General features: G+C 38.3%; 29 protein-coding genes and 1 tRNA gene. 22 read left to right on the top strand and 8 right to left on the bottom strand.

All coding sequences use genetic code 11. The annotated features are described in order from the left end of the window. Nucleotides 1-120 precede the first annotated feature (120 nt). From BAU27_RS10625 to BAU27_RS10565, 13 genes are all read left to right on the top strand, one after another. Nucleotides 121-501 (top strand): phage holin family protein, encoded by a 381-nt coding sequence (locus BAU27_RS10625; protein ID WP_071748023.1) that lies wholly within the window; start codon nucleotides 121-123, stop codon nucleotides 499-501. Between the two features lie 156 nt (nucleotides 502-657). Then, nucleotides 658-1,587, top strand: coding sequence for an HPr(Ser) kinase/phosphatase (hprK, locus tag BAU27_RS10620; RefSeq protein ID WP_071770844.1), 930 nt, complete (start codon nucleotides 658-660; stop codon nucleotides 1,585-1,587). Between the two features lie 24 nt (nucleotides 1,588-1,611). Then, nucleotides 1,612-2,424 (top strand): prolipoprotein diacylglyceryl transferase, encoded by an 813-nt coding sequence (gene lgt, locus BAU27_RS10615; protein ID WP_002144893.1) that lies wholly within the window; start codon nucleotides 1,612-1,614, stop codon nucleotides 2,422-2,424. A 66-nt stretch (nucleotides 2,425-2,490) separates the two neighbouring features. Then, entirely contained in the window at nucleotides 2,491-3,141 is a 651-nt protein-coding gene (gene ppaX / locus BAU27_RS10610; RefSeq protein ID WP_071748025.1) for a pyrophosphatase PpaX, read from the top strand. Between the two features lie 78 nt (nucleotides 3,142-3,219). Beyond that, nucleotides 3,220-3,726, top strand: a complete 507-nt coding sequence (locus tag BAU27_RS10605) for an acyltransferase (protein WP_071748026.1) — start codon at nucleotides 3,220-3,222, stop codon at nucleotides 3,724-3,726. Between the two features lie 145 nt (nucleotides 3,727-3,871). Then, on the top strand, nucleotides 3,872-5,383 hold the full coding sequence (locus BAU27_RS10600; RefSeq protein ID WP_071770843.1) for a tetratricopeptide repeat protein: 1,512 nt from the start codon (nucleotides 3,872-3,874) through the stop codon (nucleotides 5,381-5,383). 84 nt (nucleotides 5,384-5,467) lie between these two features. Continuing rightward, complete coding sequence (gene trxB / locus BAU27_RS10595) at nucleotides 5,468-6,424, top strand: thioredoxin-disulfide reductase (RefSeq protein WP_044738134.1); 957 nt, start codon at nucleotides 5,468-5,470, stop codon at nucleotides 6,422-6,424. Nucleotides 6,425-6,584: 160 nt separating this feature from the next. After that, nucleotides 6,585-7,391, top strand: a complete 807-nt coding sequence (locus BAU27_RS10590; RefSeq protein ID WP_071748028.1) for a DUF368 domain-containing protein — start codon at nucleotides 6,585-6,587, stop codon at nucleotides 7,389-7,391. 215 nt (nucleotides 7,392-7,606) lie between these two features. After that, nucleotides 7,607-8,065: an NUDIX hydrolase gene (locus BAU27_RS10585; protein WP_001190080.1), complete on the top strand. Its 459-nt coding sequence runs from the start codon at nucleotides 7,607-7,609 to the stop codon at nucleotides 8,063-8,065. A gap of 20 nt (nucleotides 8,066-8,085) precedes the next feature. Continuing rightward, nucleotides 8,086-8,967, top strand: a complete 882-nt coding sequence (gene rapZ, locus BAU27_RS10580; RefSeq protein WP_000138460.1) for an RNase adapter RapZ — start codon at nucleotides 8,086-8,088, stop codon at nucleotides 8,965-8,967. Nucleotides 8,968-8,970: 3 nt separating this feature from the next. Beyond that, nucleotides 8,971-9,924 (top strand): gluconeogenesis factor YvcK family protein, encoded by a 954-nt coding sequence (locus tag BAU27_RS10575; protein ID WP_071770842.1) that lies wholly within the window; start codon nucleotides 8,971-8,973, stop codon nucleotides 9,922-9,924. 88 nt (nucleotides 9,925-10,012) lie between these two features. Then, nucleotides 10,013-10,963: a DNA-binding protein WhiA gene (gene whiA, locus BAU27_RS10570; protein ID WP_071748029.1), complete on the top strand. Its 951-nt coding sequence runs from the start codon at nucleotides 10,013-10,015 to the stop codon at nucleotides 10,961-10,963. A gap of 23 nt (nucleotides 10,964-10,986) precedes the next feature. Next, nucleotides 10,987-11,235 (top strand): HPr family phosphocarrier protein, encoded by a 249-nt coding sequence (locus BAU27_RS10565; RefSeq protein WP_002124065.1) that lies wholly within the window; start codon nucleotides 10,987-10,989, stop codon nucleotides 11,233-11,235. A 419-nt stretch (nucleotides 11,236-11,654) separates the two neighbouring features. Here BAU27_RS10565 and clpP read toward each other — a convergent pair whose 3' ends face one another. The 8 genes from clpP to BAU27_RS10525 form a co-directional block, all read right to left on the bottom strand. Continuing rightward, nucleotides 11,655-12,236, bottom strand: a complete 582-nt coding sequence (gene clpP / locus BAU27_RS10560; RefSeq protein ID WP_001049163.1) for an ATP-dependent Clp endopeptidase proteolytic subunit ClpP — start codon at nucleotides 12,234-12,236, stop codon at nucleotides 11,655-11,657. A 241-nt stretch (nucleotides 12,237-12,477) separates the two neighbouring features. After that, nucleotides 12,478-13,347 (bottom strand): DUF421 domain-containing protein, encoded by an 870-nt coding sequence (locus BAU27_RS10555; RefSeq protein ID WP_071748031.1) that lies wholly within the window; start codon nucleotides 13,345-13,347, stop codon nucleotides 12,478-12,480. A gap of 20 nt (nucleotides 13,348-13,367) precedes the next feature. Beyond that, complete coding sequence (locus BAU27_RS10550; RefSeq protein ID WP_000215893.1) at nucleotides 13,368-13,574, bottom strand: DUF1657 domain-containing protein; 207 nt, start codon at nucleotides 13,572-13,574, stop codon at nucleotides 13,368-13,370. 11 nt (nucleotides 13,575-13,585) lie between these two features. After that, nucleotides 13,586-13,936, bottom strand: coding sequence for a stage V sporulation protein AE (spoVAE, locus tag BAU27_RS10545; protein ID WP_000575919.1), 351 nt, complete (start codon nucleotides 13,934-13,936; stop codon nucleotides 13,586-13,588). After that, the gene (spoVAD, locus tag BAU27_RS10540; RefSeq protein WP_071748033.1) at nucleotides 13,933-14,949 is read right to left on the bottom strand and encodes a stage V sporulation protein AD; all 1,017 of its coding nucleotides are present in this window, start codon (nucleotides 14,947-14,949) and stop codon (nucleotides 13,933-13,935) included. The genes spoVAE and spoVAD overlap by 4 nt, the downstream gene beginning before the upstream one ends. Beyond that, nucleotides 14,950-15,426 (bottom strand): stage V sporulation protein AC, encoded by a 477-nt coding sequence (spoVAC, locus tag BAU27_RS10535; RefSeq protein WP_071748034.1) that lies wholly within the window; start codon nucleotides 15,424-15,426, stop codon nucleotides 14,950-14,952. It abuts the gene before it with no gap. Between the two features lie 28 nt (nucleotides 15,427-15,454). Continuing rightward, entirely contained in the window at nucleotides 15,455-15,943 is a 489-nt protein-coding gene (locus BAU27_RS10530; RefSeq protein WP_071748035.1) for a YhcN/YlaJ family sporulation lipoprotein, read from the bottom strand. 93 nt (nucleotides 15,944-16,036) lie between these two features. Then, on the bottom strand, nucleotides 16,037-16,243 hold the full coding sequence (locus tag BAU27_RS10525; protein ID WP_000216167.1) for a DUF1657 domain-containing protein: 207 nt from the start codon (nucleotides 16,241-16,243) through the stop codon (nucleotides 16,037-16,039). A 205-nt stretch (nucleotides 16,244-16,448) separates the two neighbouring features. On the opposite strand from BAU27_RS10525, the gene BAU27_RS10520 reads away from it, so the two are divergent. The 9 genes from BAU27_RS10520 (at nucleotide 16,449) to gpmI (ending at nucleotide 24,843) form a co-directional block, all read left to right on the top strand. Further along, nucleotides 16,449-16,811 carry a YxeA family protein gene (locus BAU27_RS10520; protein ID WP_071748036.1) on the top strand — a complete coding sequence of 121 codons (363 nt, stop codon included), beginning with the start codon at nucleotides 16,449-16,451 and terminating at the stop codon, nucleotides 16,809-16,811. 299 nt (nucleotides 16,812-17,110) lie between these two features. Then, nucleotides 17,111-17,186, top strand: a tRNA-Arg gene (locus BAU27_RS10510). 260 nt (nucleotides 17,187-17,446) lie between these two features. Then, nucleotides 17,447-18,754 carry an RNA polymerase factor sigma-54 gene (rpoN, locus tag BAU27_RS10505; RefSeq protein WP_071770841.1) on the top strand — a complete coding sequence of 436 codons (1,308 nt, stop codon included), beginning with the start codon at nucleotides 17,447-17,449 and terminating at the stop codon, nucleotides 18,752-18,754. A 9-nt stretch (nucleotides 18,755-18,763) separates the two neighbouring features. After that, nucleotides 18,764-19,009, top strand: coding sequence for a glutaredoxin family protein (locus tag BAU27_RS10500; RefSeq protein ID WP_064476221.1), 246 nt, complete (start codon nucleotides 18,764-18,766; stop codon nucleotides 19,007-19,009). A gap of 135 nt (nucleotides 19,010-19,144) precedes the next feature. Further along, on the top strand, nucleotides 19,145-20,173 hold the full coding sequence (gene cggR, locus BAU27_RS10495; RefSeq protein ID WP_071748039.1) for a gapA transcriptional regulator CggR: 1,029 nt from the start codon (nucleotides 19,145-19,147) through the stop codon (nucleotides 20,171-20,173). A gap of 27 nt (nucleotides 20,174-20,200) precedes the next feature. After that, nucleotides 20,201-21,205, top strand: a complete 1,005-nt coding sequence (gene gap / locus BAU27_RS10490) for a type I glyceraldehyde-3-phosphate dehydrogenase (RefSeq protein WP_000161237.1) — start codon at nucleotides 20,201-20,203, stop codon at nucleotides 21,203-21,205. Between the two features lie 139 nt (nucleotides 21,206-21,344). After that, a complete protein-coding gene (locus tag BAU27_RS10485; RefSeq protein WP_002124084.1) occupies nucleotides 21,345-22,529 on the top strand; it encodes a phosphoglycerate kinase in 1,185 nt (394 codons plus the stop codon). Between the two features lie 32 nt (nucleotides 22,530-22,561). Next, nucleotides 22,562-23,317 (top strand): triose-phosphate isomerase, encoded by a 756-nt coding sequence (tpiA, locus tag BAU27_RS10480; protein ID WP_001231042.1) that lies wholly within the window; start codon nucleotides 22,562-22,564, stop codon nucleotides 23,315-23,317. Further along, entirely contained in the window at nucleotides 23,314-24,843 is a 1,530-nt protein-coding gene (gene gpmI / locus BAU27_RS10475) for a 2,3-bisphosphoglycerate-independent phosphoglycerate mutase (protein ID WP_071770840.1), read from the top strand. Before tpiA ends, gpmI begins: the two co-directional genes overlap by 4 nt. Nucleotides 24,844-24,867: the final 24 nt, after the last annotated feature.

The raw sequence follows: 24,867 nt of genomic DNA, 5'->3' as shown, positions 1-24,867 counted from the left end.
TGTTAGTAGGTATACAAGCATATAGAATAGAATAAGTTGATATAAGTGTTTGTAGGATACTTGCGTTTATTAACTATTAGCGTATGATGAAATATATATGTTAAAAGGATGTGTAACGAAATGAGATGGATTGTATCACTTCTTGTAAATAGCGTTGTGTTAATTGCTGTATCCGGACTTTTAAAAGGGGTTGCACCAGACGCATTTTACATAGCAAATATACAAACGGCAATTATTGCGAGTATTATATTGGCGGTTTTAAATGTGTTCGTAAAGCCGTTTTTAATTTTAATTACGCTACCGATTACTGTTATAACGTTTGGTTTCTTCTTAATTGTTATTAATGCGATTACGTTAAAAATGGCAGATTCATTATTGGGAGACGCATTTAATATATCAGGATTTGGTGTAGCGATTGTTGCGGCAATTTGTATTTCGATTTTTAATATGATAATCGAAAAGGCAATTGTTGAACCGTTATACGAAAAAAAGAGAAAATGACAAAAAGAAAAACATTTCATGATTCGTATGAAATGTTTTTTTCTATTTATTAGAAACCGTATTTCTTGTTTCCAGAAAAAAATGGTACAATATCCGATAGAATGGAATTTTACATCAAATGAGACTGAACCCGCAGCGGAGTGGAGGTTTATACATATGCCGAAAGTAAGGACAAAAGATTTAATTGAACAATTTCAATTGGAGTTAGTAAGTGGTGAAGAAGGGATTCATTGTCCGATTGATACAAGTGATTTATCACGACCTGGAATTGAAATGGCAGGATTTTTTACATATTATCCAGCTGATCGCGTGCAGCTTCTTGGAAAAACGGAGCTTACGTTCTTTGATACGTTAACGACAGAACAAAAGCAAGAGAGAATGAAAGCGCTTTGTACTGAGGAGACGCCATGTATTATTGTAACTCGTAATCAAGATGTACCGGATGAGTTATTACAAGCATCACGTGAATCGGGCGTGCCTTTATTACGTTCTGCTCAAACGACGACGAGATTATCAAGTCGTTTAACAAACTACTTGGAAGGTAAGTTAGCGCCAACAACAGCTGTTCATGGTGTGTTAGTAGATATTTATGGCGTTGGTGTTTTGATTACAGGTCAGAGTGGTGTCGGGAAAAGTGAGACAGCACTTGAACTTGTAAAGCGTGGTCACCGCCTTGTTGCAGATGATAGCGTAGAAATTCGTCAAGAAGATGAAGACACATTAGTAGGAAGCTCACCTGATTTAATTGAGCACTTATTAGAAATTCGTGGTCTAGGTATCATTAACGTAATGACGTTATTCGGTGCAGGGGCAGTAAGAAATTATAAACGTATTACGCTTGTTATTAATCTTGAAATTTGGGATCAAAAGAAAAATTATGATCGCTTAGGTCTTGATGAAGAGAAGATGAAGATTATTGATACAGAACTTACGAAGATTACACTTCCAGTTCGTCCTGGTCGAAACTTGGCTGTTATTATTGAAGTAGCAGCGATGAACTTCAGATTGAAACGTATGGGAGTCAATGCGGCACAGCAGTTCTCTGAACGATTAATGAGTGCGATTGAGTTAGGAAATCAAGAGTAGACTCTGGAGAGGGAGGTCATACATATGCTGTTAGGTTCTGTACCACAGCTTGACCGTGTAGCAGTCCAACTCGGACCGTTCCCTGTTTATTGGTATGGGGTTATTATCGGTACAGGTGTGCTATTAGGTCTTTGGCTAGCAACTCGCGAGGGAGAAAGGCTTGGTATTCACAAAGATACATTTATCGATCTTGTATTAATTGCAGTACCAATTGCGATTCTTTTTGCGAGAATGTATTATGTCATTTTTGAATGGGAATATTATTCGCAAAATCCGAGTCAAATTATTAATATTCGTCAAGGTGGTTTGGCGATTCATGGTGGTTTAATCGGGGCTGTTATTACAGGAATCCTTTTTGCGAAACGACGCGGGCTTTCATTCTGGAAGTTAGCGGATATTGCTGCGCCGAGTATTTTATTAGGACAAGCAATTGGCCGATGGGGAAACTTTATGAACCAAGAGGCGCATGGTGATGAAGTAACGAGACAGTTTTTAGAAGGCCTTCATTTACCGGATTTCATTATTAATCAAATGTATATTGATGGTGTGTATTATCACCCAACGTTTTTATATGAATCATTATGGAATTTTGCAGGTGTTATTTTACTACTCGCGTTACGAAAAGTGAATTTACGCCGCGGGGAACTATTCTTCACATATTTAATTTGGTATTCAGTGGGACGCTTCTTCGTAGAAGGTTTGCGTACAGATAGTTTAATGTTAGGACCACTTCGTATTGCACAAGTAATGTCTATTGGAATTGTTGTTATTTCTATCATTTTCATTATTGTGAGACGAAAGATGGGGCAAGCTGATAAAAGATATTTAGAAAATTAGAGAAAAGTAGCATCTTATATAAGATGCTGCTTCTTTCATATTCAGGTAATGAAAGGATTAAGGACGATGAAAATAAATACAGTGTTATTTGATTTAGATGGAACGTTAATTAATACAAATGAACTTATTATCTCTTCTTTTTTGCATACGTTACATACATATTATCCAAATCAATATAAGCGTGAAGATGTATTGGCATTTATCGGTCCATCTTTGCATGACACTTTTAGTAAGATGGATACAAGTAAGGTTGAAGAAATGATTGCATGTTATCGCCAATTTAATCATGAGCATCATGATGAGTTAGTGGAAGAATATGAGACTGTATATGAAACTGTTCAAGAATTGAAGAAGCAAGGCTATAAAATCGGTATCGTTACAACGAAAGCGAGACAGACGGTTGAAATGGGATTAAAGCTTTCAAAACTTGATCAATTTTTTGATGTTGTCGTGACGATTGATGATGTGGAACATGTGAAACCACATCCAGAACCACTTCAAAAAGCATTGAAATTATTAGATGCAAAACCAGAAGAAACATTGATGGTTGGTGATAATCATCATGATATCGTCGGTGGACAAAATGCAGGTACGAAAACAGTAGCGGTTTCATGGACATTGAAAGGTAGAGCGTATTTAGAGGCTTACAAGCCGGACTTTATGCTAGATAAAATGAGTGATTTACTACCGATTTTGTCTAATATGAACCGTTCATAAAGGTCCAAGTAAGCAAGTAGGGGAAATGTTTCTCTACTAACTTCAAGTTTCACTTTTTTTAGTAGAGGAGAGAGTTAAGTGCGACGGACAACGCGCTATCCTGTTTCAGGAGAGAATTCATTGTGGAATGTGTATAAAACAGTTTCTTTTTGGAAGGTAATGAAAAACTTTATTATTATCCAAATCGCACGTTACACACCCGTTTTATCCGTGAAGAATTGGTTGTATCGCACGTTTTTGCGGATGGAGGTAGGAAAGAAAACGTCGTTTGCACTTATGGTAATGCCAGATATTATGTTTCCAGAAAAGATTACTGTGGGAGACAATTCAATTATCGGCTATAATACAACGCTTTTAGCGCATGAATATTTAATTCGTGAGTATCGACTCGGAGAAATCATCATAGGGAATGAAGTTATGATTGGAGCGAATACGACAATTTTACCAGGTGTAACGATTGGAGATGGTGCTATCGTTTCTGCTGGCACACTTGTCCATAAAGATGTACCAGAGGGCGCTTTCGTAGGCGGAAATCCGATGCGTATTATTTATACGAAAGAGGAAATGGCCACTAGAGAAGGTTGATGTTAAAAATGTAACATTTCCCTTCTCTTTTTATGAATAAAAAGGAAATAATTGATTATAATATACTGTTTTGTTTTTTACGGAATCGTTTATACTTATAGATAGAAGAATGTGTGAACGAAGAAAACAAAAAACTGGAGGATATATGGGGAAAAATCAAAGAATATATAAGGAGAACGGACAAGTTATCTCTTTTAATCAATTAGCGGACTTCTTTTATAAAAAAGGGATGAGGGCTTATAAAGGGCAAAAATTGCAAGATGCAATTAAATATTTTCGAAGAGCGGCACAAAGCGAGAAGGAGCCGTTTATTTTATGCCAACTAGCAATAGCATTATCTGAATCTGGTGAATATCAAGAGTCGAATCAGATATTTCTAAAGCTTGTTAGATCCAATCCGGAACTTGAGCAATGCTATTATTTTATTGCAAATAATTATGCATATATGGGCTTGTTTCAACAGGCAAAAAAGTATGCAGAGCAATATTTAGAAGTTGCGGAAGAGAAGGAATTTGTAGAAGATACGTTAGATTTGCTTGAGATTATGGAAGAAGAAGCAATGGGTGCGGAAGAGATTGAAGATGAAGATGAGTTAATTGTTATGCAGGAAGAAGCGAACCGTTACATTCGTAACGGACAATTAGAAGAGGCGATTGCTACACTAGAAGTTGTTACGAAAGAATATCCAGAATTTTGGTCGGGTCATAATAATTTAGCGATTGCACATTTCCAATCAGGTAATGTAGATCAAGCGCTTAAGTTAACAGAAATGATTTTAGAGGAAAATCCTGGTAATATCCATGCGCTTTGTAATACGCTTATTTTTCTATATTCAATTGGAGAACATAAACAAGTAGAAGCATTAGCGGGACAGCTCGTTTCAGTATATCCGATTTCATTTGAACATCGTTTGAAACTTGCAACGACGCTTGCAACGATTGGTCATTTCGAGTGTGCCTATAAATGGTTCAAAGTATTAAAGCGTCAAGGATACGAGGGAGACGTTAGTTTTTATTATTGGTTTGCATATTCTGCCTATATGATGAAAGATCAGCAAGTGGCTGAAAAAATGTGGCAACATGTAGTAGAGTTGCATCCTGATAAAAAAGGAAAAGAACCGTGGAATGCACTGAATTTAGCAGATGAAGGACAAAATCTTTTATTTGAAGAGTTACGGAAATCATTTCAGAAAAGTACAACGCTAGAAGAGAAAATGCTAGCTTTATATTTAATGAATGAGTTGTCAACACCAGAGAAGATTGGATTCTTCTTTGATGTAACGCAAGCGAAAAATGGTGTTCCAATCGTATCGCAACTTGCAAAATATTTCTTTTTACTTAATAGTCATAAAAGCATCCCAGCTGATTTACAGCAATTTGAACAGTGCGCGCGAATCGCGGATGCATTATACAATTATACGAAAAAAGACGATGAATTAATCGAAGAGTGTTTAAACTTTTGGTTTTGTACGTTCATACGTTTATATACATCTGGAGCGACTTTTACAAATGTGTACGGTTGGTCAGCGGCAATTGAATACATTGTGCGCGGCGAACAAAGAAATAAGATGACACAGGCAGAGCTTGGGGATGTATATAATGTATCTGTAGCGACTGTACGAAAGTATGTGCAGGCTGTTAAGCGCACACACACGTAGGATAGGCAAATCATTGGGAAAAAAGTGATGCTAACAGTATAATGAGGGTAACTTAATGTGTATGAATGAATGGGAGTGAATAGTGTGTCAGAAGAAAAAATTTATGATGTCATTATTATTGGTGCAGGACCAGCTGGTATGACAGCTGCGGTATATACATCTCGTGCGAATTTAAGCACATTGATGCTTGAGCGTGGTATTCCAGGTGGACAAATGGCAAATACAGAAGATGTAGAGAACTATCCAGGTTATGAGTCTATTTTAGGACCAGACTTATCAAATAAAATGTTTGAGCATGCGAAGAAATTTGGTGCTGAATATGCATACGGTGATGTGAAAGAAATCATCGATGGCAAAGAATACAAAACAATTATTGCTGGTAAAAAAGAATATAAAACACGTGCAATTATCGTTGCAAGCGGTGCAGAGTATAAAAAAATTGGTGTGCCAGGCGAAGCAGAACTTGGTGGCCGCGGTGTATCATATTGTGCAGTATGTGATGGTGCATTCTTTAAAGGGAAAGAACTTGTTGTTATTGGCGGCGGAGATTCTGCTGTTGAAGAGGGTGTGTTCTTAACACGCTTCGCATCAAAAGTAACGATCGTTCACCGTCGTGATACTCTTCGTGCACAGAAAATTTTACAAGATCGTGCTTTCCAAAATGAGAAAGTAGATTTCATTTGGAATCACACGATTAAAGAAATTAACGATGCAAATGGTAAAGTAGGAAGCGTAACACTTGTAGATGTAAACAGTGGAGAAGAACAAGAAGTTAAAACTGACGGCGTTTTCGTATACATCGGTATGCTACCATTATCAAAACCGTTTGTTGAGTTAGGTATTACAAATGAAAATGGTTATGTTGAAACGAACGAGCGTATGGAAACGAAAGTTCCTGGTATTTTCGCAGCCGGTGATGTTCGTGAAAAAATGCTTCGTCAAATTGTAACTGCAACAGGCGATGGTAGTATTGCAGCGCAGAGTGCACAGCACTACGTAGAAGAGTTATTAGAAGGATTAAAAACTGTAACAGAAAAATAAGGGGATTTTTCCTTTTGAGAAGAAAGCTACCGATGGGTGGCTTTCTTTTTTTGTTCAAATGTCAAAGTTTTGTCAAAAACAATTAAGAATTTAATGTTTCTTATTGTTATACTAGAATTTACGGAAAAAATCACTATAAGAAATGAGGAATTTATTCAGTATGGAATGGCGTAATATATATCGTGGATTTTGTATGGGCGTTAGTGATTTAATTCCTGGTGTGAGCGGCGGAACAATCGCTGTTGTGTTAGGGATTTATGAACAATTGCTGGCAGCAATTAGCGGATTCTTTAGTCGCGAATGGAAAAAACATTTAGCATTTTTAATCCCACTTGCAGCGGGTGTAGCGGCAGCTTTTCTAACGTTAAGTCACGTTATTAAATATTTATTAGCAAATCATTATGAACCGACTCAATTTTTCTTCCTTGGTTTAATTATTAGTATATTACCGATGTTAATGAGAGAAGCGGATGCAAAGGCAACGTTTAAAGGTGGTCATATTGTCTTATTAATAATTGCAGCAATTCTTGTTGCGATAACAGCATTTTTTAAACCAGATAAGGCAGCTGATCCAATTACGACGTTAACAATTTTAAATGCAATTGGTTTATTTTTCGCAGGATGGATGGCTAGTATGGCTATGCTTCTTCCTGGAATTAGCGGATCGTTTATTTTATTAATTATTGGTGTGTACCCGACAGCAATTAACGCTTTAACTACACTCAATTTACCATTAATCGCGGTTATCGGTGCTGGCGTTATGGTTGGATTTGTTGTAAGTAGTAAAGGGATTAGCTTTTTATTAGATCGTTATAAAAGTATGACATTTGCGGCAATTATTGGACTTGTTATCGGTTCAATTGTCATTGTGTTCCCTGGCATTCCGACTGGTGGAATTTCAATTGTAAGTTCAATTATTACTTTTATTTTAGGATTTGCGGTCGTTACTTATTTCGGTAAGAAATAAGGATTTTTCGTCCCCTTAACGGTAAAAACGTTAAGGGGATTTTTATGTGCTATTCATGGGAAGTAAGGCATTTTGATTGCTTGTTATAGAAAAAATTTTTACAATTACTTAGCAAAAGGGGACTGGCGCCTTCGTTGTAGCAAACTGTTTTTGATAGTATAATGAAATGAGTATGCGGTGAGAAATTTTGCTGCAAGTAGCTGAGGTGAAGAAACATGCAAAGAGTGACAAACTGTGTGTTAATTAGAGATAATGAAGTACTCTTACTCCAAAAACCTCGCCGAAATTGGTGGGTTGCACCAGGCGGAAAGATGGAGCGTGGTGAGACGGTAAGAGATTCCGTTGTTCGCGAGTATCGTGAAGAAACAGGTATTTATTTAAAGAACCCAGCATTAAAAGGGGTCTTCACCTTTGTCATCCAAGAAGGTGATAAGGTGGTTTCTGAATGGATGATGTTCTCCTTTTTAGCAACAGATTTTGCAGGAGAAAACAAATTAGAGAGCGAAGAAGGCATCATTGGTTGGCATACATTTGATAAAATTGATGACTTAGCAATGGCACCAGGAGATTATCACATTATTGATTATTTAATTAAAGGGAATGGTATAATCTACGGTACATTTGTATATACCCCAGATTTTGAGTTGCTTTCATATCGATTAGATCCGAGTTAAATCTGCAAGGAGAGGATACGATGACAGAGAATAATGATATAAAAATGGTAATTATTACAGGGATGTCTGGAGCTGGAAAAACGGTAGCGTTACAAAGTTTTGAAGATTTAGGATATTTTTGTGTAGATAATTTACCACCGATGTTATTGCCAAAGTTTATTGAACTTATGGCGGATTCAAAAGGTAAAATGAATAAAGTGGCACTGGGTATTGATTTACGTGGCCGAGAGTTTTTTGAGTATTTATGGGGAGCGCTTGATGATTTATCAGAACGTACATGGATTATCCCTCATATTTTATTTTTAGATGCGAAAGATAGCACGCTTGTAACTCGTTATAAAGAAACGAGACGTTCGCATCCACTTGCGCCAACTGGCTTGCCGTTAAAGGGAATTGAAGCTGAGCGCGGTCTATTAACTGATATGAAGGCGCGAGCGAATATTGTGCTGGATACATCAGATTTGAAACCGAAAGAATTAAGAGAAAAAATTGTTCACATATTCTCAACAGAAACTGAGCAAGCGTTCCGTGTAAATGTTATGTCATTTGGATTTAAGTACGGAATTCCAATTGATGCTGATTTAGTATTTGATGTTCGTTTTTTACCAAATCCATACTATATTCCACATATGAAGCCATTAACAGGACTGGATGAAGAAGTTTCGTCGTATGTGCTGAAATTTAATGAGACACATAAGTTTTTAGAGAAATTGACGGATCTTATTACTTTCATGCTGCCTCATTATAAAAGAGAAGGTAAGAGTCAACTTGTAATTGCGATTGGATGTACAGGGGGACAACATCGTTCTGTTACGCTTACAGAGTACCTTGGGAAACATTTGAAACCAGAGTATAGCGTTCATGTATCTCATCGTGATGTGGAGAAGAGAAAGGGCCATTAAGGGATGAAAAAAGAGAGAAAACCTAAAATTGTCATCATGGGAGGAGGAACTGGACTTTCTGTTTTATTAAGAGGATTAAAACAATATCCTGTTGATATTACGGCAGTTGTAACAGTAGCCGACGATGGAGGCAGTTCAGGTAGACTACGTGATGAGCTAGAAATTCCACCCCCAGGTGATATTCGTAACGTACTTGTTGCGTTATCGGATGTAGAACCATTAGTGGAAGCTTTATTCCAGCACCGTTTTACAACTGGAGACGGACTGAAAGGTCATGCGTTAGGAAATTTATTATTGGCAGGTATGACTTCGATTACAGGAGACTTTTACCACGCGATTACGGAGACAAGTAAAGTATTAAATGTCAGAGGACGTGTATTGCCAGCAGCGAACCAAAGTGCGGTACTTCATGCAGAGTTAGAAGATGGGGAAATTGTAACAGGTGAATCAAAGATCCCATATTTCGGGAAGAAGATTAATCGTGTCTTTTTAACTCCAGAAGATGTAGAACCGCTATATGAAACGTTGATGGAAATTAAACGAGCTGATTTACTTGTTTTCGGTCCAGGAAGTCTGTACACGAGTATATTACCGAATTTAGTTGTTAATAAAATTGGGGACGCTGTTCTTGCTGCAAAAGCAAAGAAGGTATATGTGTGTAATGTTATGACGCAAGCGGGTGAAACGATGGGGTATACTGCGTTCGATCATGTGCAGGCGTTACATGATCATTTAGGTAAACCATTTATCGACACTGCAATTGTAAATAATCGTAATATTCCTTGTGAATTACGTAAGTTATATGAGGAAGAAATGTCGGGACCAGTTGTAGTGGATACAGATCGTTTTGCTGCAAATAATATCGAAATCATTCAAGATCAATTAGCGAAGTATGATGAGCGTGTTGTAAGACATGATACATTAAAGTTAGCTTCTATTTTATATTCACTGCTATAAATGTGCGTTGCCTCGTTTGAGGTAACGCTCCTCATCCATATAGGACAAGATTTTTGTTCCAAAATAATCGTATAAGGAGGTGTTGACTGTGTCATTTGCATCGGAAACCAAGAAAGAGTTGACCAACCTTGAAATGAAGGAATGCTGTGAGAAAGCTGAATTATCAGCGTTGCTTCGAATGAACGGGTCGCTTTCTTTTTCAAACCGTCGCTTATCTATCGATATTCAAACGGAAAATGCAGCAATCGCAAGAAGGATTTATACGCTTTTGAAAAAAGGATATGATGTGACGGTAGAATTACTTGTTCGTAAAAAAATGCGATTGAAGAAAAATAATGTATATATCGTGCGGCTTGTTGAGAAGTCTCGCGAAATATTAGCGGATCTTCGTATTGTTCGAGATGACTTTTCGTTAATTCGAAATATATCGCAGGAATTAATCGAGAAGAAATGTTGTAAACGATCTTATTTACGAGGTGCATTTTTAGCAGGTGGTTCAGTAAATAACCCAGAAACATCATCTTATCATTTAGAGATCTTTTCGTTATATAAGGAACATAATGATTCTATATGTGAACTGATGAACGGATTTGATTTAAATAGTAAGACGTTGGAAAGAAGAAAAGGGTACATTACGTATTTGAAAGAAGCTGAGAAAATTACAGAGTTTTTAAATATTATAGGTGCTCATAATGCACTTTTAAGATTCGAAGATATTCGAATTGTTCGCGATATGCGTAATTCAGTAAATCGTTTAGTTAACTGTGAAACAGCTAATTTAAATAAAACAATTGGTGCAGCGCTAAGGCAAATCGAGAATATCCGCTATATTGATGAGACGGTTGGGCTTGATATTTTGCCAGATAAATTAAGAGAAATTGCACAGTTACGAAGAGATTATCAAGATGTAACATTGAAAGAGTTAGGTGAGATGGTATCCGGGGGGAAAATTAGTAAATCGGGCATTAATCATCGTTTGCGTAAAATCGATGATATTGCAGAGAAATTACGCGCGGGGGAAACAGTAGCAAAAAAATAAGAGGTTAAAGGGGAAATGGAGCTGTGGTTCAAAAATTGGTTAAAGTTGCATTAAAAAACGGCTTACAAGCACGTCCGGCTGCGTTGTTTGTACAAGAGGCAAATCGCTTTCATTCTGATATTTTCATTGAGAAAGATGGAAAGACAGTTAATGCAAAGAGCATAATGGGGATTATGAGCTTAGCAATCGGAACTGGTAGCATGATTACAATCACAACAGAAGGTTCAGATGCAGAGGAAGCTTTAGAAGCCTTAGCTGCATATGTACAATAAATGGCTATCGCGCATGTGCGATAGCTTTTTTGTTTTGTTACTTGCGGGCATTCTGATTGGTGCGGGCTAACGATAAGTGGGGGTATGTTGGTGGTTCGTGCTTGTCGGGAATTGTCGGTAAGTCGATATGTTGTGTCGAAACGTCGATATATTTAAAGAATCGCCGATATAATTTGAGTTGTGTTCGATATAATTGAAAAATCGCTGATATATCTCGGTAAATACTGGGTGGGGTATGTGCGCGGGGGTACATGATAAAAAAGCGCCCTGTAATAGGGCGCTTCCGATTTTAGTTATATCTAGCTCCAGCGGCAAGAATGTTCGGTGGCTTCGCTTCTTCCGTCGAGGTAAAAAGCACCTCTTTGTCAGAAGCTCCATCCTCCTCACATTCTGAACGAGCCGCTTCCGCTTTAAATCTATTAACGATTTGTAAAGATCTTATCGATTAAACCGTATTCTAGAGCTCTTTCTGCTGTCATGAAGTTGTCGCGGTCTGTGTCGCGTTGTAGAACTTCAAGTGGTTGACCTGTACGGTCAGCAAGAATTTGGTTTAATTTTTCACGTAAGAATAGGATACGTTTTGCAGCGATTTCGATTTCAGTCGCTTGACCTTGTGCTCCGCCAAGTGGTTGGTGAATCATAACTTCACTGTTTGGAAGTGCGTAACGTTTTCCTTTTTCACCTGCTGCAAGTAAGAATGCACCCATAGATGCAGCCATACCGATACAGATTGTTGATACTTGTGGTTTAATAAACTGCATTGTATCGTAAATTGCCATACCAGCTGTGATAGAACCACCAGGGCTGTTGATATAGATGTGAATATCTTTTTCTGGATCTTGAGATTCCAAGAATAAAAGCTGGGAAACGATTGAGTTTGCTACGTTGTCATCAATTGCACTACCAAGCATAATGATGCGGTCTTTTAATAGTCGAGAGTAAATATCGTAAGCGCGTTCTCCACGATTTGTTTGTTCAATTACTGTAGGAATTAAATTCATCTGTTATTTCCTCCTTCTAAAGCTTTCTTAGTCTTATAATACAATTATGGTCAATAAAGGTCAAACGAAACCACTTTAAATCAAAAAAATATGTAGTTGTACCATGATTTATTCGCTATGTTTTTGAAATTCCCTGCTTATGTATCTTCAACATCATAACCGAATTACATAAATTTAAACGTGATTAAAGATGTAGAAAAGGCAAAAGAACGCCTTTTGTATAGAAGCGTTCTTTCATTCTTTATTCTTTTAAAAGATAGGTTACTTTATTTAAAATTTTCTCGATTTGTTTTGCGTTGTTACTATACATATCACTTGCTGATTTTGATTTCGTTTCTAGAGAGAATAATTCAAGATCAGCATGGCATTTCTTTAAGGATGCTAATAATAAAGGCTTGTTTTGAGGAGAAGGCATTTGGAGTTTATCATTATATATATCGATAGTAAGTTGTCCATACGAATCAACTTGACCGAGAAAGACATTCTCAATGACAACGCCGAGTTTTTCTAGTTCAGAATGTAACCAAGCACGGTTATGTCCACTTGCTGAAAGAGGTTCATCTAGTACATTTCCATCCATAATAACAGTTTGTGGTTCTTTTTCATTCGGTACTTTTAAACCGATGTCTTTTGCTGTGAGTGGTTGGCGATCTTTCTTCAGTAATACATTTAACTCTCCGCTCGGTTCTAATACTGCAAATTCAACATCAGCTACGCTGAACGCATCTTTTCCCCGGAGTAGTTCAAGTAATTCGTCACTTGTATATTTTTCTTTCTTTAAGTTATCTTCGAGTATTTTTCCATCTTTTATTAATACGGTAGATTTCCCTTCAAAGAAGTCCCGAGCTGTTTTGTTCTTTAAGGAGAGGATTCCTGTGAAAAAAGGTACCACAGCGAAAATGAGTATCGCAAAGACGCCGTGGAAAAATTTTGAATCGAGCCCTGTAGATACTTGGGCAGCGATGTCACCGATTGTCATTCCAGCTATGTATTCAAAAAAGGAGAGCTGAGAGATTTGTCTTTTCCCTAACCATTTCGTAATAGCGAATAAAATGATTAATATAAATACAGAACGAAGAATGACAAGTGCCCATTCAGGTAGGTGAGACATAGCGATTTCCTCCAGTCTGCTTAAAAACCTTTATATTGAGGTTCTTCACGTTCTAATACTGAAACTCTATCCTTTAGATCAGCGATGACGCTGTCCATTTCTAACATACATTCATGAAAGACGCGTTTTGTTTCTTCGTCTTCTGAATTTAACGAAAGGGAACTTAAGCTTGCTTGAGCGCCCCTTAAACTAGCGAGGCATGTTTTTACACTAGCGATAACAGTCATGAAAACACCTCTTATCCTTTCGGTTTAAATAGCAATGCTCCGATGAATCCGAAAATGATAGCGGCTGATACACCAGCACTAGTTACTTTAAACATACCGGTAATTACGCCGACGATTCCGTGTTTAGCCGCTTCTTCCATCGCACCGTGAACGAGGGCATTGCCAAAGCTTGTAATTGGTACTGTTGCCCCGGCCCCAGCGAAGTCAATTAGTGGCTCATACAAATTGAATCCATCTAATATAGCTCCAGCAACAACGAGTGTTGCCATTGTATGTGCAGGTGTAAGTTTACCGACATCAAACATAAGTTGTCCAATTACGCATATAAGGCCACCAATAACGAAAGCCCAGAAAAAAATCATTGCGTTGCACCTCCAAATTCAATCGAAACAGCGTGAGCGATACACGGAATCGTTTCTTCTTGTTGGAATGTAAGAGGGGATAGTAAAGCACCTGTTGCAACGACAAGTATTTTATTAAATTCTCCTCTTTTCATTCGGTTTAATAAATGCCCGTAAACGACTGTTGCGGAACATCCAGGACCACTTCCACCAGCTATGACAGGTTGTCCTTCTCTATAAATGATGATTCCGCAATCTTGAAATTGCTCGCTCTTTACTTTTGTTCCGTGTTTATGTAGCAGGTCGTAAGCAATTTCGCGACCAACATGTCCAAGGTCACCTGTTACGATTAAGTCGTAATAAGAGGCGTCGATTTGTCGTTCGCGTAAATGGGCTTCAATTGTATCGACAGCAGCTGGAGCCATCGCGCCTCCCATATTAAATGGATCTGTTAATCCCATATCAATAACCCGACCAATCGTTGCAGATGTTACTCTTGGACCATCTCCTGTATCACTTAAAATAGCTGCGCCTGCACCCGTCACTGTCCACTGGGCGGTAGGAGGTTTCTGACCACCATATTCAGTTGGATATCGGAATTGTTTTTCAACGGCAGCGTTATGGCTTGATGCACCGGTTAATAAATATTTTGCACCTTTTGCATTTACGATACTTGCTCCGAGTGCTAATCCTTCCATAGAAGTAGAGCAAGCTCCGAATAATCCGAGATAAGGTGTTCCGAGTGTACGACATGCAAAGCTCGTTGGAGTTATTTGATTAATTAAGTCTCCAGCGAGGACGAATTGAATATCATCTTTCCTAAGTCTGGCTTTTTCTGTAGCGCGGCTACAAGCCTCTTCAAACAAAATTTTATGTGCTTTTTCATAGGAATCTTGTCCGAGCCATAAATCTTCATGCAGGGTATCGAAGTCTTCAGGGATCTTTCCATTTGCTTCAAATGGGCCGCCGACTACACCTGTTGAAATGATAACTGGTTTGTTTTCGAATACCCATGTTCGGTGTCCTTGTAACATTTACAGCCCTCCCCATTGAAAGAGAATCGTTTTAATAAGAGCGATGACAAAAGCTGAAAATACGCCAAATAAGATGACCGATCCTGCTAGTTTAAACATGTTACCACCAACACCGAGAACGAAGCCTTCTGTACGGTGTTCAATACATGCGGCAATAACAGAGTTACCAAATCCAGTAACGGGAACTGCGGTACCAGCACCAGCAAATTGTCCCAGGCGATCGTAGACGCCAAATCCCGTCAGTAGCATGGAGATAAAAATAAGAGTTGCAACGGTAGGGTTCCCGGCAGAGCGTTCAGTGAAATCAAAATACGTAATATAAAAAGTGGAAATCAGTTGGCCTATTAGACAAATGAATCCCCCGACGAGAAAAGCTTTTATACAATTTTTTAAAACGGGGCGCTTCGGTTCGCGCTGTTGTTCAAATTTTTTATATTCTTGTTGTACAGGTGTTAAATTTTTATCTTTACTAGACATTTGAATCCTTCCTTTTCTTTTAAAAAGCTTAAATATTAGATCCCATTTCTGATTGAATGAGTTTCAATTGTTTTTTGATCCCATCTTTACTTACTTTCTTTTTCTTAATTTTGTTTTCAAGTTCTTCTATGAGCATAAAAATCTTTTTGTCTGTACTTACACGAATATCGAGAGTAGGATTTTCATCACTTAGTTTCTTTTTTAATTTACTTCGTAAAGGTTTTAAACCAAATCTTTCGTGATGTTCAGGCTTGACGGCTATGTAAAGATCTAAATTTGTATTAACTGCGGTAGCTTCTATAATTCCCTCCATAGCAAGAGCTTTTTTCTTAGCGTCTTGCGATATAGATTGATTAAATGATTCTGTACTCATTTTTGTTAATTTAGGGCCCTTGTCTTCTTCCGTTCGTTTAGCTTCTTCTTTTTTTACCTTTTTATCTAACGGGCTATTATCACATCCGGTAAGTGAACCGAATAGGAGCATAAATAACGCGGTTATGATTCCAAGTTTTCGCATTATAATCATTCCATTTCTATTGCAATATGTAATGTGATAGAAAAAGGATGACTGCATATCATCCTTTTTCTATTTCACAGCAAGATTGACTCGTTATTGCTGTGTGTATTGTGGTTCTTCTTGCTGAACTTCTTCAACACGTGGGTTTAAAGAATCGATAATTGTTTGTGTTTGCTGCGCAGCTGTTTGGAAAAGTTGCTTTGCTTGTTGGTTATCCGTATCAAGAGCGAATCCCTCTAAGCTAGCTTGTGCACTTTTTAATCCAGAAACAGTTTGCTTTAGTTTAGTAATTACAGTCATTGAATGAAGCCCCCTTTGGAATATCAATTCAAAGATTATAATTTGTGAGTTGAGGTGAATTTATGATTGGAAAATTTAGGTTTGTTATACGTGTAGATTACAATTTTGTAATGAATATGTAAGGATAAGCGATAGTGGAAAAAACCTTTTTCTCCTAGAATAAAGAACGTAAAGCAAGTTAAAAGGATATGTTAAGGAGAGAAAAATGAAGAAATTATTATTAGGTTTAATTGGAATTTTTATATTAGTTATTGGTGTGGCAAGCTTTTCTCATAATGAGGTGACTGATAGATATAATCCGCTTGTGAAAGAAGACTTTGTATATGTAAAAGCGAAAGAGTCTGGCCGACTATCCACAGTTGGAGAGGTAGCTGGAGACTATAAACTTACTGGTTATTACACTTCAGGTGAAGGAAGAGATGTTAAGTTTTATGCACCTCGTGGGCTTAGAGAGGGAGCGTATGTAAAGGTTAAAACAAAAGGTGAATATATTGAAACATACCAAGAAGTACAGCCGAATGAAATTCCAAAAGAGATTAAAGAGAAACTAGATAAAGTGAAACTTTAATCAGTGGAGGTTTTGTTCATCCTCACTGATTATTAGCCCTCACCAATCAGGCGTTTACAGGTAGCAGGGCTCCCACCTAACTTCTTTGCTCCAGTTGAGTTTTGAGGTGGGAGTCTTACTGCCCACAAATGGCGGGATAAATAAGACAGATAAGAATGGCCTCCTAAATGTAAAAATCAGGAGGCGTTTTTATGCAGAAAATAGCGTACATATAATGCGTTATCAAAGAGTTTTTGTTGATTTAAATGGTTTTTATTGCTATTATTATGAGAAGAAAATGAAGTCTGTTTTATAATCATGCGCCCATAGCTCAGTCGGATAGAGCGGTGGTTTCCGGTACCACGTCTGTCGGGGGTTCGAATCCCTCTGGGCGCGTAAAAAGGTCCTAACTTACATTTGTAAGTTAGGACCTTTTTTTATTTCTCTCTTGTTATATCTGGTAGTAAGATTTACTATTAGTATGTGGTAATAATTTTTTGTACGTTATTATTTTATTTCAATATTATTCAAATTTCGGTTGTAAGTTGTAAATCTCATTAATACATATAAATTAATAATATTTTGGAATGGGTGTCTGTGATAGCATTCTCCTTTTACCAAACTTATTGTACAATAGAAACAAGGGGGAGATTAGTTTGAAGGCAAGTCTTTTACAAGAACAAAGCTTACGTTTGGCAATGACACAAGAGTTAAGGCAAGCGATTACAATGCTCCAGTATAATGTACAAGAATTATCGGAGTTTTTATATGAGCAATCGTTAGAGAATCCCCTTATTGAGTTAGGTGGTTTTGAGAGGGAGAAGAAAAAGAGCTCTAACAACAGTAAAAGTACCAGCAAACAAGTCGAGAATCAGATGGAAATCTACAGTGTGGATTCAACAACGATTCAGCAACATTTATTAAATCAAATACAGTATTATAAAATAGAAGAAGAAGAGCGAAAAGTAGCTTCCTTCATTATTATGAACATGGATGGAAATGGGTATTTACAAGAAACGAATGAAGAGTTAGCAGATCTCCTTTCCGCACCGATTCATGTAGTCGACCGCTCTGTTGAGCTTGTCCAATCACTCGAGCCAGCAGGGGTAGGGGCACGTAATATTCGGGAATGTCTAACTTTGCAATTGAAGCGCTTACAAAGACGGAATGGATTAGCGGAAGAGGTTATAGAGGATCACTTTGCTTATTTCGTGAAGAAAGATTGGCGAAAACTCGTTCAAGTGCTGAAGTGTAGTAATGAGGAATTGCAGAGTGCGGTAAATTGTATAACGTCATTACAACCAAAGCCAGGTCTTGCATTTTCTTCTGATAAACCACTTTATATTGTGCCTGATATGGCGGTGAAAAAAGATGGTGATCGTCTCGTTTTACAAATGAATGAGAGAAATATGCCAAGAATTGAAATTCACTCTGAGTATAGTGCACTTCTAAATAATAGTGAAAGTGAAGTTGCTTCTTACGTATCGGAGAAATATCAGCATGTGCAATGGATTATGCGCAGTTTGAAACAGAGAAAACAAACGCTCTTACAAGTAATGGGCATTATAATGGAAAAACAGCGTGATTTCTTCTGGGAAGGTCCAGAATATTTAAAACCGCTCGCTTTAAAAGAAGTAGCAGAAGAATTAAGTGTGCATGAATCTACAATTAGTCGTGCAACGCGAAATAAATATGTGCAAACACCACACGGCTTATTTGAGATGAAATCGTTCTTTAGCAATGCCGTTTCGACTACTGAAGATGAAGCAGTTTCTACAAAGCGTGTAAAACAATTTATTCAAAAACTTGTTGAAGCGGAGAATAAGAAGAAGCCACTTTCAGATCAAAAGATTTCAAAATTATTAGAAGAAGAGCATGAAATCGTTATTTCTCGAAGAACAGTGGCGAAGTATAGAGAACAAATGCATATTCCAGCGTCGTCATTACGAAAAACGATCGGATAGGTGAAGAAGATGAAAGTTGTACTGTATACAAAAAAAGATTGTGGCCTTTGCGTGCAGGCGAAACAAGTTTTACAGGAAGTACAATGTGAATATTCTTTTCAAATCGAGGAAATAGATATATATGAAGATAATGACCTTTTGGAGAAATATCATTTAATGATTCCGGTTGTAGAAATAGGCGGAAAACAGGTAGAATATGGTAACATTCACAAAGGTGTCATAATAAACTATATAAACAATGCAGTTAAGAGTTGAATAAGTTTCTATCTCCTGTTACAATAATACACGTAGCAGGGATTATTTTTTTAACCTATGTGGGACATAAAATGTCACTATGGGACACAAAGTGACCACAAGGGGAAATGAACCAATGTAGTGAGGAGAAAAGATATGCGCTCATGGATTCAGAACACAAAAAAATTATTACCTGATCTGCTACCTGTTATGCAAACGAGAATGCAAATTCTTCAATACATCAGGCTCATGCAGCCGATTGGAAGAAGGAACTTATCAGCAAGTCTCGGTATGACAGAACGAGTATTGCGAAGTGAAGTTCAAGTTTTGAAAGAACAAAACTTAGTTCACGTCGCTTCTTCTGGAATGACTTTGACAGAAGAAGGAACAGCTTTAGTTCTTGCTTTGGAAGACTTTATGAAAGAAATTTCCGGGTTAAAGGTTTTAGAAAAACAACTTAAGGAAACATTAGACTTGGATGAAGTTTTCGTTGTCCCTGGTGATAGTGATGAATCACCTTGGGTCAAACTGGAGATGGGCCGTGCTTGTGTGACTTGTATAAAAGACCGTCTGACAGTGAATAATATCGTTGCTGTGGCTGGAGGAACTACGCTAGCTGCTGCTGCGGACATGATGCAACTTGATTGCAAAGATTTACATATGCTATTTGTCCCAGCACGTGGTGGAATTGGAGAAGGTGTTGAGTTAGAAGCCAATACCATTTGCGCCAAAATGGCACAAAATACGATGAGTAATTATCGCTTATTGTATGTTCCGGATCACGTTAGTAGCGAAGCATATGCGTCCATTGTAACAGAGCCCTCCGTGAAAGAAGTTCTTGAGTTGATTCGATCTTCCAATATCGTCATTCATGGAATTGGTGATGCGTTAACAATGGCACGTCGCAGAAATACTTCAGAAGCAGATTGGTTAAAGATTCAGGCAAGCGAAGCAGTTGGCGAAGCTTTCGGTTACTACTTTAATGAACAAGGAAATGTTGTTCATAAAGTAAGAACGGTTGGTATGCAACTTGAAGATTTACAAAATGTATCTCACGTTGTTGCAGTCGCTGGAGGTTCTTCAAAGGCAAAGGCAATACAGGCTGTAATAAAGCAAGGGCACACTTCAATTCTAATTACAGATGAAGGTGCAGCAAAACAGTTAACAAAGGGTATTACCCTTTAAATATAATCCCCCAAGGAGGAAATTCAAATGACTAAAATTGGTATTAATGGATTTGGACGTATCGGACGTAACGTATTCCGCGCAGCTCTTAACAACTCTGAGGTAGAAGTAGTAGCAATCAACGACTTAACAGATGCTAAAACATTAGCTCACCTTTTAAAATATGACACAGTTCACGGAACTTTAAATGCAGAAGTATCTGCTAACGAAAACAGCATCGTTGTTAACGGTAAAGAAATTAAAGTTATCGCTGAGCGTGACCCAGCTCAATTACCATGGAGCGACTACGGAGTAGAAGTAGTAGTAGAATCTACTGGCCGTTTCACTAAAAAATCAGATGCTGAGAAACACTTAGGTGGATCAGTTAAGAAAGTTATCATCTCAGCTCCAGCTTCTGACGAAGATATCACTGTAGTTATGGGTGTTAACCACGAACAATACGATGCAGCTAACCACAACGTAGTATCTAACGCTTCTTGTACTACAAACTGTCTAGCTCCATTTGCTAAAGTATTAAACGAAAAATTCGGCGTAAAACGCGGAATGATGACAACAATTCACTCTTACACTAACGACCAACAAATCTTAGACTTACCACACAAAGATTTACGTCGTGCTCGTGCAGCAGCTGAAAACATGATCCCAACATCTACTGGTGCTGCTAAAGCTGTAGCATTAGTATTACCAGAACTTAAAGGTAAATTAAACGGTGGCGCTGTACGTGTTCCAACTGCTAACGTTTCTCTTGTTGACTTAGTTGTTGAACTTGACAAAGAAGTAACAGTTGAAGAAGTAAACGCAGCATTCAAAGCAGCTTCTGAAGGCGAATTAAAAGGTATCCTTGGATACAGCGAAGAGCCATTAGTATCTATCGACTATAACGGATGTACAGCTTCTTCTACAATCGATGCATTATCTACAATGGTAATGGAAGGTAACATGGTTAAAGTACTTTCTTGGTACGATAACGAAACTGGTTACTCTAACCGCGTAGTAGACTTAGCAGCATACATGACTTCTAAAGGTCTTTAATTCTTAAGTATATAAGTAATCAATGACAAAACGAGGGAGAGGGTTTGTTCCCTCTCTCTCTTCTTTCGTTTTAGAAGCAAATGTGTTAAGCTTTTGAATGGGTTTTGTCAATCCTAACTAGTAGTCGGAGGGAAATCCAATGAACAAAAAATCAATTCGTGACGTAGATTTAAAAGGTAAGCGTGTATTTTGCCGCGTTGATTTCAACGTACCTATGAAAGAAGGCAAAATTACAGATGAAACTCGTATCCGTGCAGCTCTTCCTACAATTCAATATTTAGTAGAGCAAGGTGCGAAAGTAATTTTAGCAAGTCATTTAGGCCGTCCAAAAGGTCAAGCAGTAGAAGAATTACGTCTTACTCCAGTAGCAGCACGTTTAGGCGAGCTTCTTGGTAAAGATGTTAAAAAAGCGGACGAAGCATTCGGACCAGTTGCACAAGAAATGGTTGCAGCAATGAACGAAGGCGACGTATTAGTTCTTGAAAACGTACGTTTCTATGCGGGCGAAGAAAAGAACGATGCAGAACTTGCGAAAGAATTTGCAGCTCTTGCTGATATCTTCGTAAACGATGCATTCGGTGCAGCTCACCGTGCTCACGCTTCTACAGCAGGAATCGCAGACTACCTACCAGCAGTATCTGGTTTATTAATGGAAAAAGAGTTAGATGTATTAGGTAAAGCACTTTCTAACCCAGAACGTCCATTCACAGCTATCATCGGTGGTGCGAAAGTAAAAGATAAAATCGGTGTAATTCGTCATCTATTAGACAAAGTAGATAACCTAATCATCGGTGGCGGACTTGCTTACACATTCGTTAAAGCATTAGGTCATGAAATTGGTCAATCTCTATGTGAAAATGACAAGATTGAACTAGCTAAAGAATTTATGCAACTTGCAAAAGAAAAAGGCGTAAACTTCTACATGCCAGTTGATGTTGTAATCACTGAGGAATTCTCTGAAACTGCAACAACTCAAATCGTTGGTATCGACTCTATCCCTTCTACATGGGAAGGCGTGGACATCGGTCCTAAAACACGTGAAATTTATGCAGATGTAATTAAAAACTCTAAGCTTGTTGTATGGAATGGACCAATGGGTGTATTCGAAATGACTCCATTCGCAGAAGGTACAAAAGCAGTAGGACAAGCATTAGCAGATGCAGAAGATACATACTCTGTTATCGGCGGTGGTGACTCTGCAGCAGCTGTTGAAAAATTCGGTATGGCTGATAAAATGAGCCACATTTCTACTGGCGGCGGTGCGTCATTAGAATTCATGGAAGGTAAAGAACTTCCAGGTGTAGTGTGTCTTAACGACAAATAAGTAGCAGCCAAAGAAAAAGGACGGTGCAAAGCATGCGTAAACCAATTATCGCAGGTAACTGGAAAATGAATAAAACTCTATCTGAAGCAGTTAGCTTCGTAGAGGAAGTTAAAGGTCAAATCCCAGCAGCTTCAGCTGTTGATGCAGTAGTTTGCTCTCCAGCTCTATTTTTAGAGCGCTTAGTAGCGGCAACTGAAGGAACTGACTTACAAGTAGGTGCACAAAACATGCACTTCGAAAAAAATGGTGCATTCACTGGCGAAATTAGCCCAGTAGCACTTAGCGACTTAAAAGTAGGCTACGTAGTACTTGGCCACTCTGAGCGTCGTGAAATGTTTGCTGAAACAGACGAATCAGTAAATAAAAAGACTCTTGCAGCATTTGAACATGGTTTAACACCAATCGTATGTTGTGGTGAGACTTTAGAAGAGCGCGAAAGCGGAAAAACATTTGATCTAGTAGCAGGTCAAGTGACAAAAGCACTTGCAGGTTTAACAGAAGAGCAAGTTAAAGCAACTGTTATCGCTTATGAGCCAATCTGGGCTATCGGTACAGGTAAATCTTCTTCTTCTGCAGATGCAAATGAAGTATGTGCGCACATCCGTAAAGTTGTTGCAGAAGCTGTTTCTCCAGAAGCTGCAGAAGCTGTTCGTATTCAATACGGCGGTAGCGTAAAACCAGAAAACATTAAAGAGTATATGGCACAATCTGACATCGACGGCGCTTTAGTCGGCGGTGCTAGCTTAGAGCCTGCTTCGTTCTTAGGTCTTCTGGGGGCGGTAAAATGAGAAAGCCAACAGCTTTAATCATCCTTGACGGTTTCGGACTACGTGAAGAAACTCACGGGAATGCTGTAGCACAAGCTAAAAAACCTAATTTTGATGGTTACTGGAACAAATTCCCTCATACAACGCTTACAGCTTGTGGTGAGGAAGTAGGTCTTCCAGAAGGTCAAATGGGTAACTCTGAGGTTGGTCACTTAAATATCGGTGCTGGCCGCATAGTATATCAAAGCTTAACACGCGTAAACGTTGCAATTCGTGAAGGTGAGTTCGATCAGAACGAAACGTTCCAAAATGCAATTAAAAGCGTGAAAGAAAAAGGTACTGCTCTTCATTTATTCGGTTTACTTTCTGATGGTGGTGTGCACAGTCACATGAACCATATGTTTGCTCTTCTTCGTTTAGCAGCAAAAGAAGGCGTGGAGAAAGTTTATATCCATGCATTCTTAGATGGCCGCGATGTTGGACCACAAACAGCAAAAGGTTATATCGATGCAACAAATGAAGTAATTAAAGAAACAGGAGTAGGACAATTCGCGACTATCTCTGGTCGTTATTACTCCATGGACCGTGACAAGCGTTGGGATCGCGTAGAAAAATGTTACCGTGCTATGGTGAATGGTGAAGGCCCTACTTATAAATCAGCAGAAGAGTGTGTAGAAGACTCTTATGCAAATGGTATCTATGATGAATTCGTATTGCCGTCTGTAATTGTTAACGAAGATGACACGCCAGTTGCAACAATCAATGATGATGATGCAGTTATCTTCTATAACTTCCGTCCAGACCGTGCAATTCAAATTGCTCGTGTATTTACAAACGAAGATTTCCGTGAGTTCGATCGTGGTGAAAAAGTACCTCACATTCCTGAATTCGTTTGTATGACACACTTCAGTGAAACTGTAGATGGTTACGTGGCATTCAAGCCAATGAATCTTGATAACACTTTAGGTGAAGTTGTTGCGCAAGCGGGATTAAAGCAACTTCGCATCGCGGAAACTGAAAAGTATCCGCACGTTACATTCTTCTTTAGCGGTGGTCGTGAGGCTGAATTCCCAGGAGAAGAGCGTATCTTAATTAACTCACCGAAGGTTGCAACGTATGACTTGAAACCTGAAATGAGCATTTACGAAGTAACGGACGCTTTAGTAAATGAAATCGAAAATGATAAACATGATGTTATCATTCTTAACTTTGCAAACTGTGATATGGTTGGCCATTCTGGGATGATGGAACCAACAATTAAAGCAGTAGAAGCAACTGACGAATGTTTAGGAAAAGTTGTAGAAGCGATTCTTGCAAAAGATGGTGTAGCACTTATTACTGCTGACCATGGTAATGCTGATCAGGAGTTAACTGCTGATGGCGGGCCTATGACAGCTCATACAACTAACCCGGTTCCTTTCATCGTTACAAAAAATGATGTAGAGCTTCGTGAAGGTGGTATTTTAGGAGATATCGCTCCAACAATGCTTACGCTTTTAAATGTGGAACAACCGAAAGAAATGACAGGTAAAACAATTATTAAATAATTTGCTTATATAAAAAGGAGAGAA

Source organism: Bacillus sp. NH11B (assembly GCF_001884205.1).
GTDB lineage: Bacteria > Bacillota > Bacilli > Bacillales > Bacillaceae_G > Bacillus_A > Bacillus_A proteolyticus.
Note: the sequence above shows the minus strand (reverse complement) of the source record. Positions and strands in the feature narration are given on the sequence as shown.

Bases quoted from the DNA above. Each gene is read 5' to 3' on its own strand.
- BAU27_RS10625 (WP_071748023.1), top strand. From the start codon at position 121: ATGAGATGGATTGTATCACTTCTTGTAAATAGCGTTGTGTTAATTGCT.
- hprK (WP_071770844.1), top strand. From the start codon at position 658: ATGCCGAAAGTAAGGACAAAAGATTTAATTGAACAATTTCAATTGGAG.
- lgt (WP_002144893.1), top strand. From the start codon at position 1,612: ATGCTGTTAGGTTCTGTACCACAGCTTGACCGTGTAGCAGTCCAACTC.
- ppaX (WP_071748025.1), top strand. From the start codon at position 2,491: ATGAAAATAAATACAGTGTTATTTGATTTAGATGGAACGTTAATTAAT.
- BAU27_RS10600 (WP_071770843.1), top strand. From the start codon at position 3,872: ATGGGGAAAAATCAAAGAATATATAAGGAGAACGGACAAGTTATCTCT.
- BAU27_RS10590 (WP_071748028.1), top strand. From the start codon at position 6,585: ATGGAATGGCGTAATATATATCGTGGATTTTGTATGGGCGTTAGTGAT.
- BAU27_RS10585 (WP_001190080.1), top strand. From the start codon at position 7,607: ATGCAAAGAGTGACAAACTGTGTGTTAATTAGAGATAATGAAGTACTC.
- rapZ (WP_000138460.1), top strand. From the start codon at position 8,086: ATGACAGAGAATAATGATATAAAAATGGTAATTATTACAGGGATGTCT.
- BAU27_RS10575 (WP_071770842.1), top strand. From the start codon at position 8,971: ATGAAAAAAGAGAGAAAACCTAAAATTGTCATCATGGGAGGAGGAACT.
- clpP (WP_001049163.1), bottom strand. From the start codon at position 12,236: ATGAATTTAATTCCTACAGTAATTGAACAAACAAATCGTGGAGAACGC.
- BAU27_RS10555 (WP_071748031.1), bottom strand. From the start codon at position 13,347: ATGTCTCACCTACCTGAATGGGCACTTGTCATTCTTCGTTCTGTATTT.
- BAU27_RS10550 (WP_000215893.1), bottom strand. From the start codon at position 13,574: ATGACTGTTATCGCTAGTGTAAAAACATGCCTCGCTAGTTTAAGGGGC.
- spoVAE (WP_000575919.1), bottom strand. From the start codon at position 13,936: ATGATTTTTTTCTGGGCTTTCGTTATTGGTGGCCTTATATGCGTAATT.
- spoVAD (WP_071748033.1), bottom strand. From the start codon at position 14,949: ATGTTACAAGGACACCGAACATGGGTATTCGAAAACAAACCAGTTATC.
- spoVAC (WP_071748034.1), bottom strand. From the start codon at position 15,426: ATGTCTAGTAAAGATAAAAATTTAACACCTGTACAACAAGAATATAAA.
- BAU27_RS10530 (WP_071748035.1), bottom strand. From the start codon at position 15,943: ATGCGAAAACTTGGAATCATAACCGCGTTATTTATGCTCCTATTCGGT.
- BAU27_RS10525 (WP_000216167.1), bottom strand. From the start codon at position 16,243: ATGACTGTAATTACTAAACTAAAGCAAACTGTTTCTGGATTAAAAAGT.
- BAU27_RS10520 (WP_071748036.1), top strand. From the start codon at position 16,449: ATGAAGAAATTATTATTAGGTTTAATTGGAATTTTTATATTAGTTATT.
- BAU27_RS10500 (WP_064476221.1), top strand. From the start codon at position 18,764: ATGAAAGTTGTACTGTATACAAAAAAAGATTGTGGCCTTTGCGTGCAG.
- cggR (WP_071748039.1), top strand. From the start codon at position 19,145: ATGCGCTCATGGATTCAGAACACAAAAAAATTATTACCTGATCTGCTA.
- gap (WP_000161237.1), top strand. From the start codon at position 20,201: ATGACTAAAATTGGTATTAATGGATTTGGACGTATCGGACGTAACGTA.
- BAU27_RS10485 (WP_002124084.1), top strand. From the start codon at position 21,345: ATGAACAAAAAATCAATTCGTGACGTAGATTTAAAAGGTAAGCGTGTA.
- tpiA (WP_001231042.1), top strand. From the start codon at position 22,562: ATGCGTAAACCAATTATCGCAGGTAACTGGAAAATGAATAAAACTCTA.
- gpmI (WP_071770840.1), top strand. From the start codon at position 23,314: ATGAGAAAGCCAACAGCTTTAATCATCCTTGACGGTTTCGGACTACGT.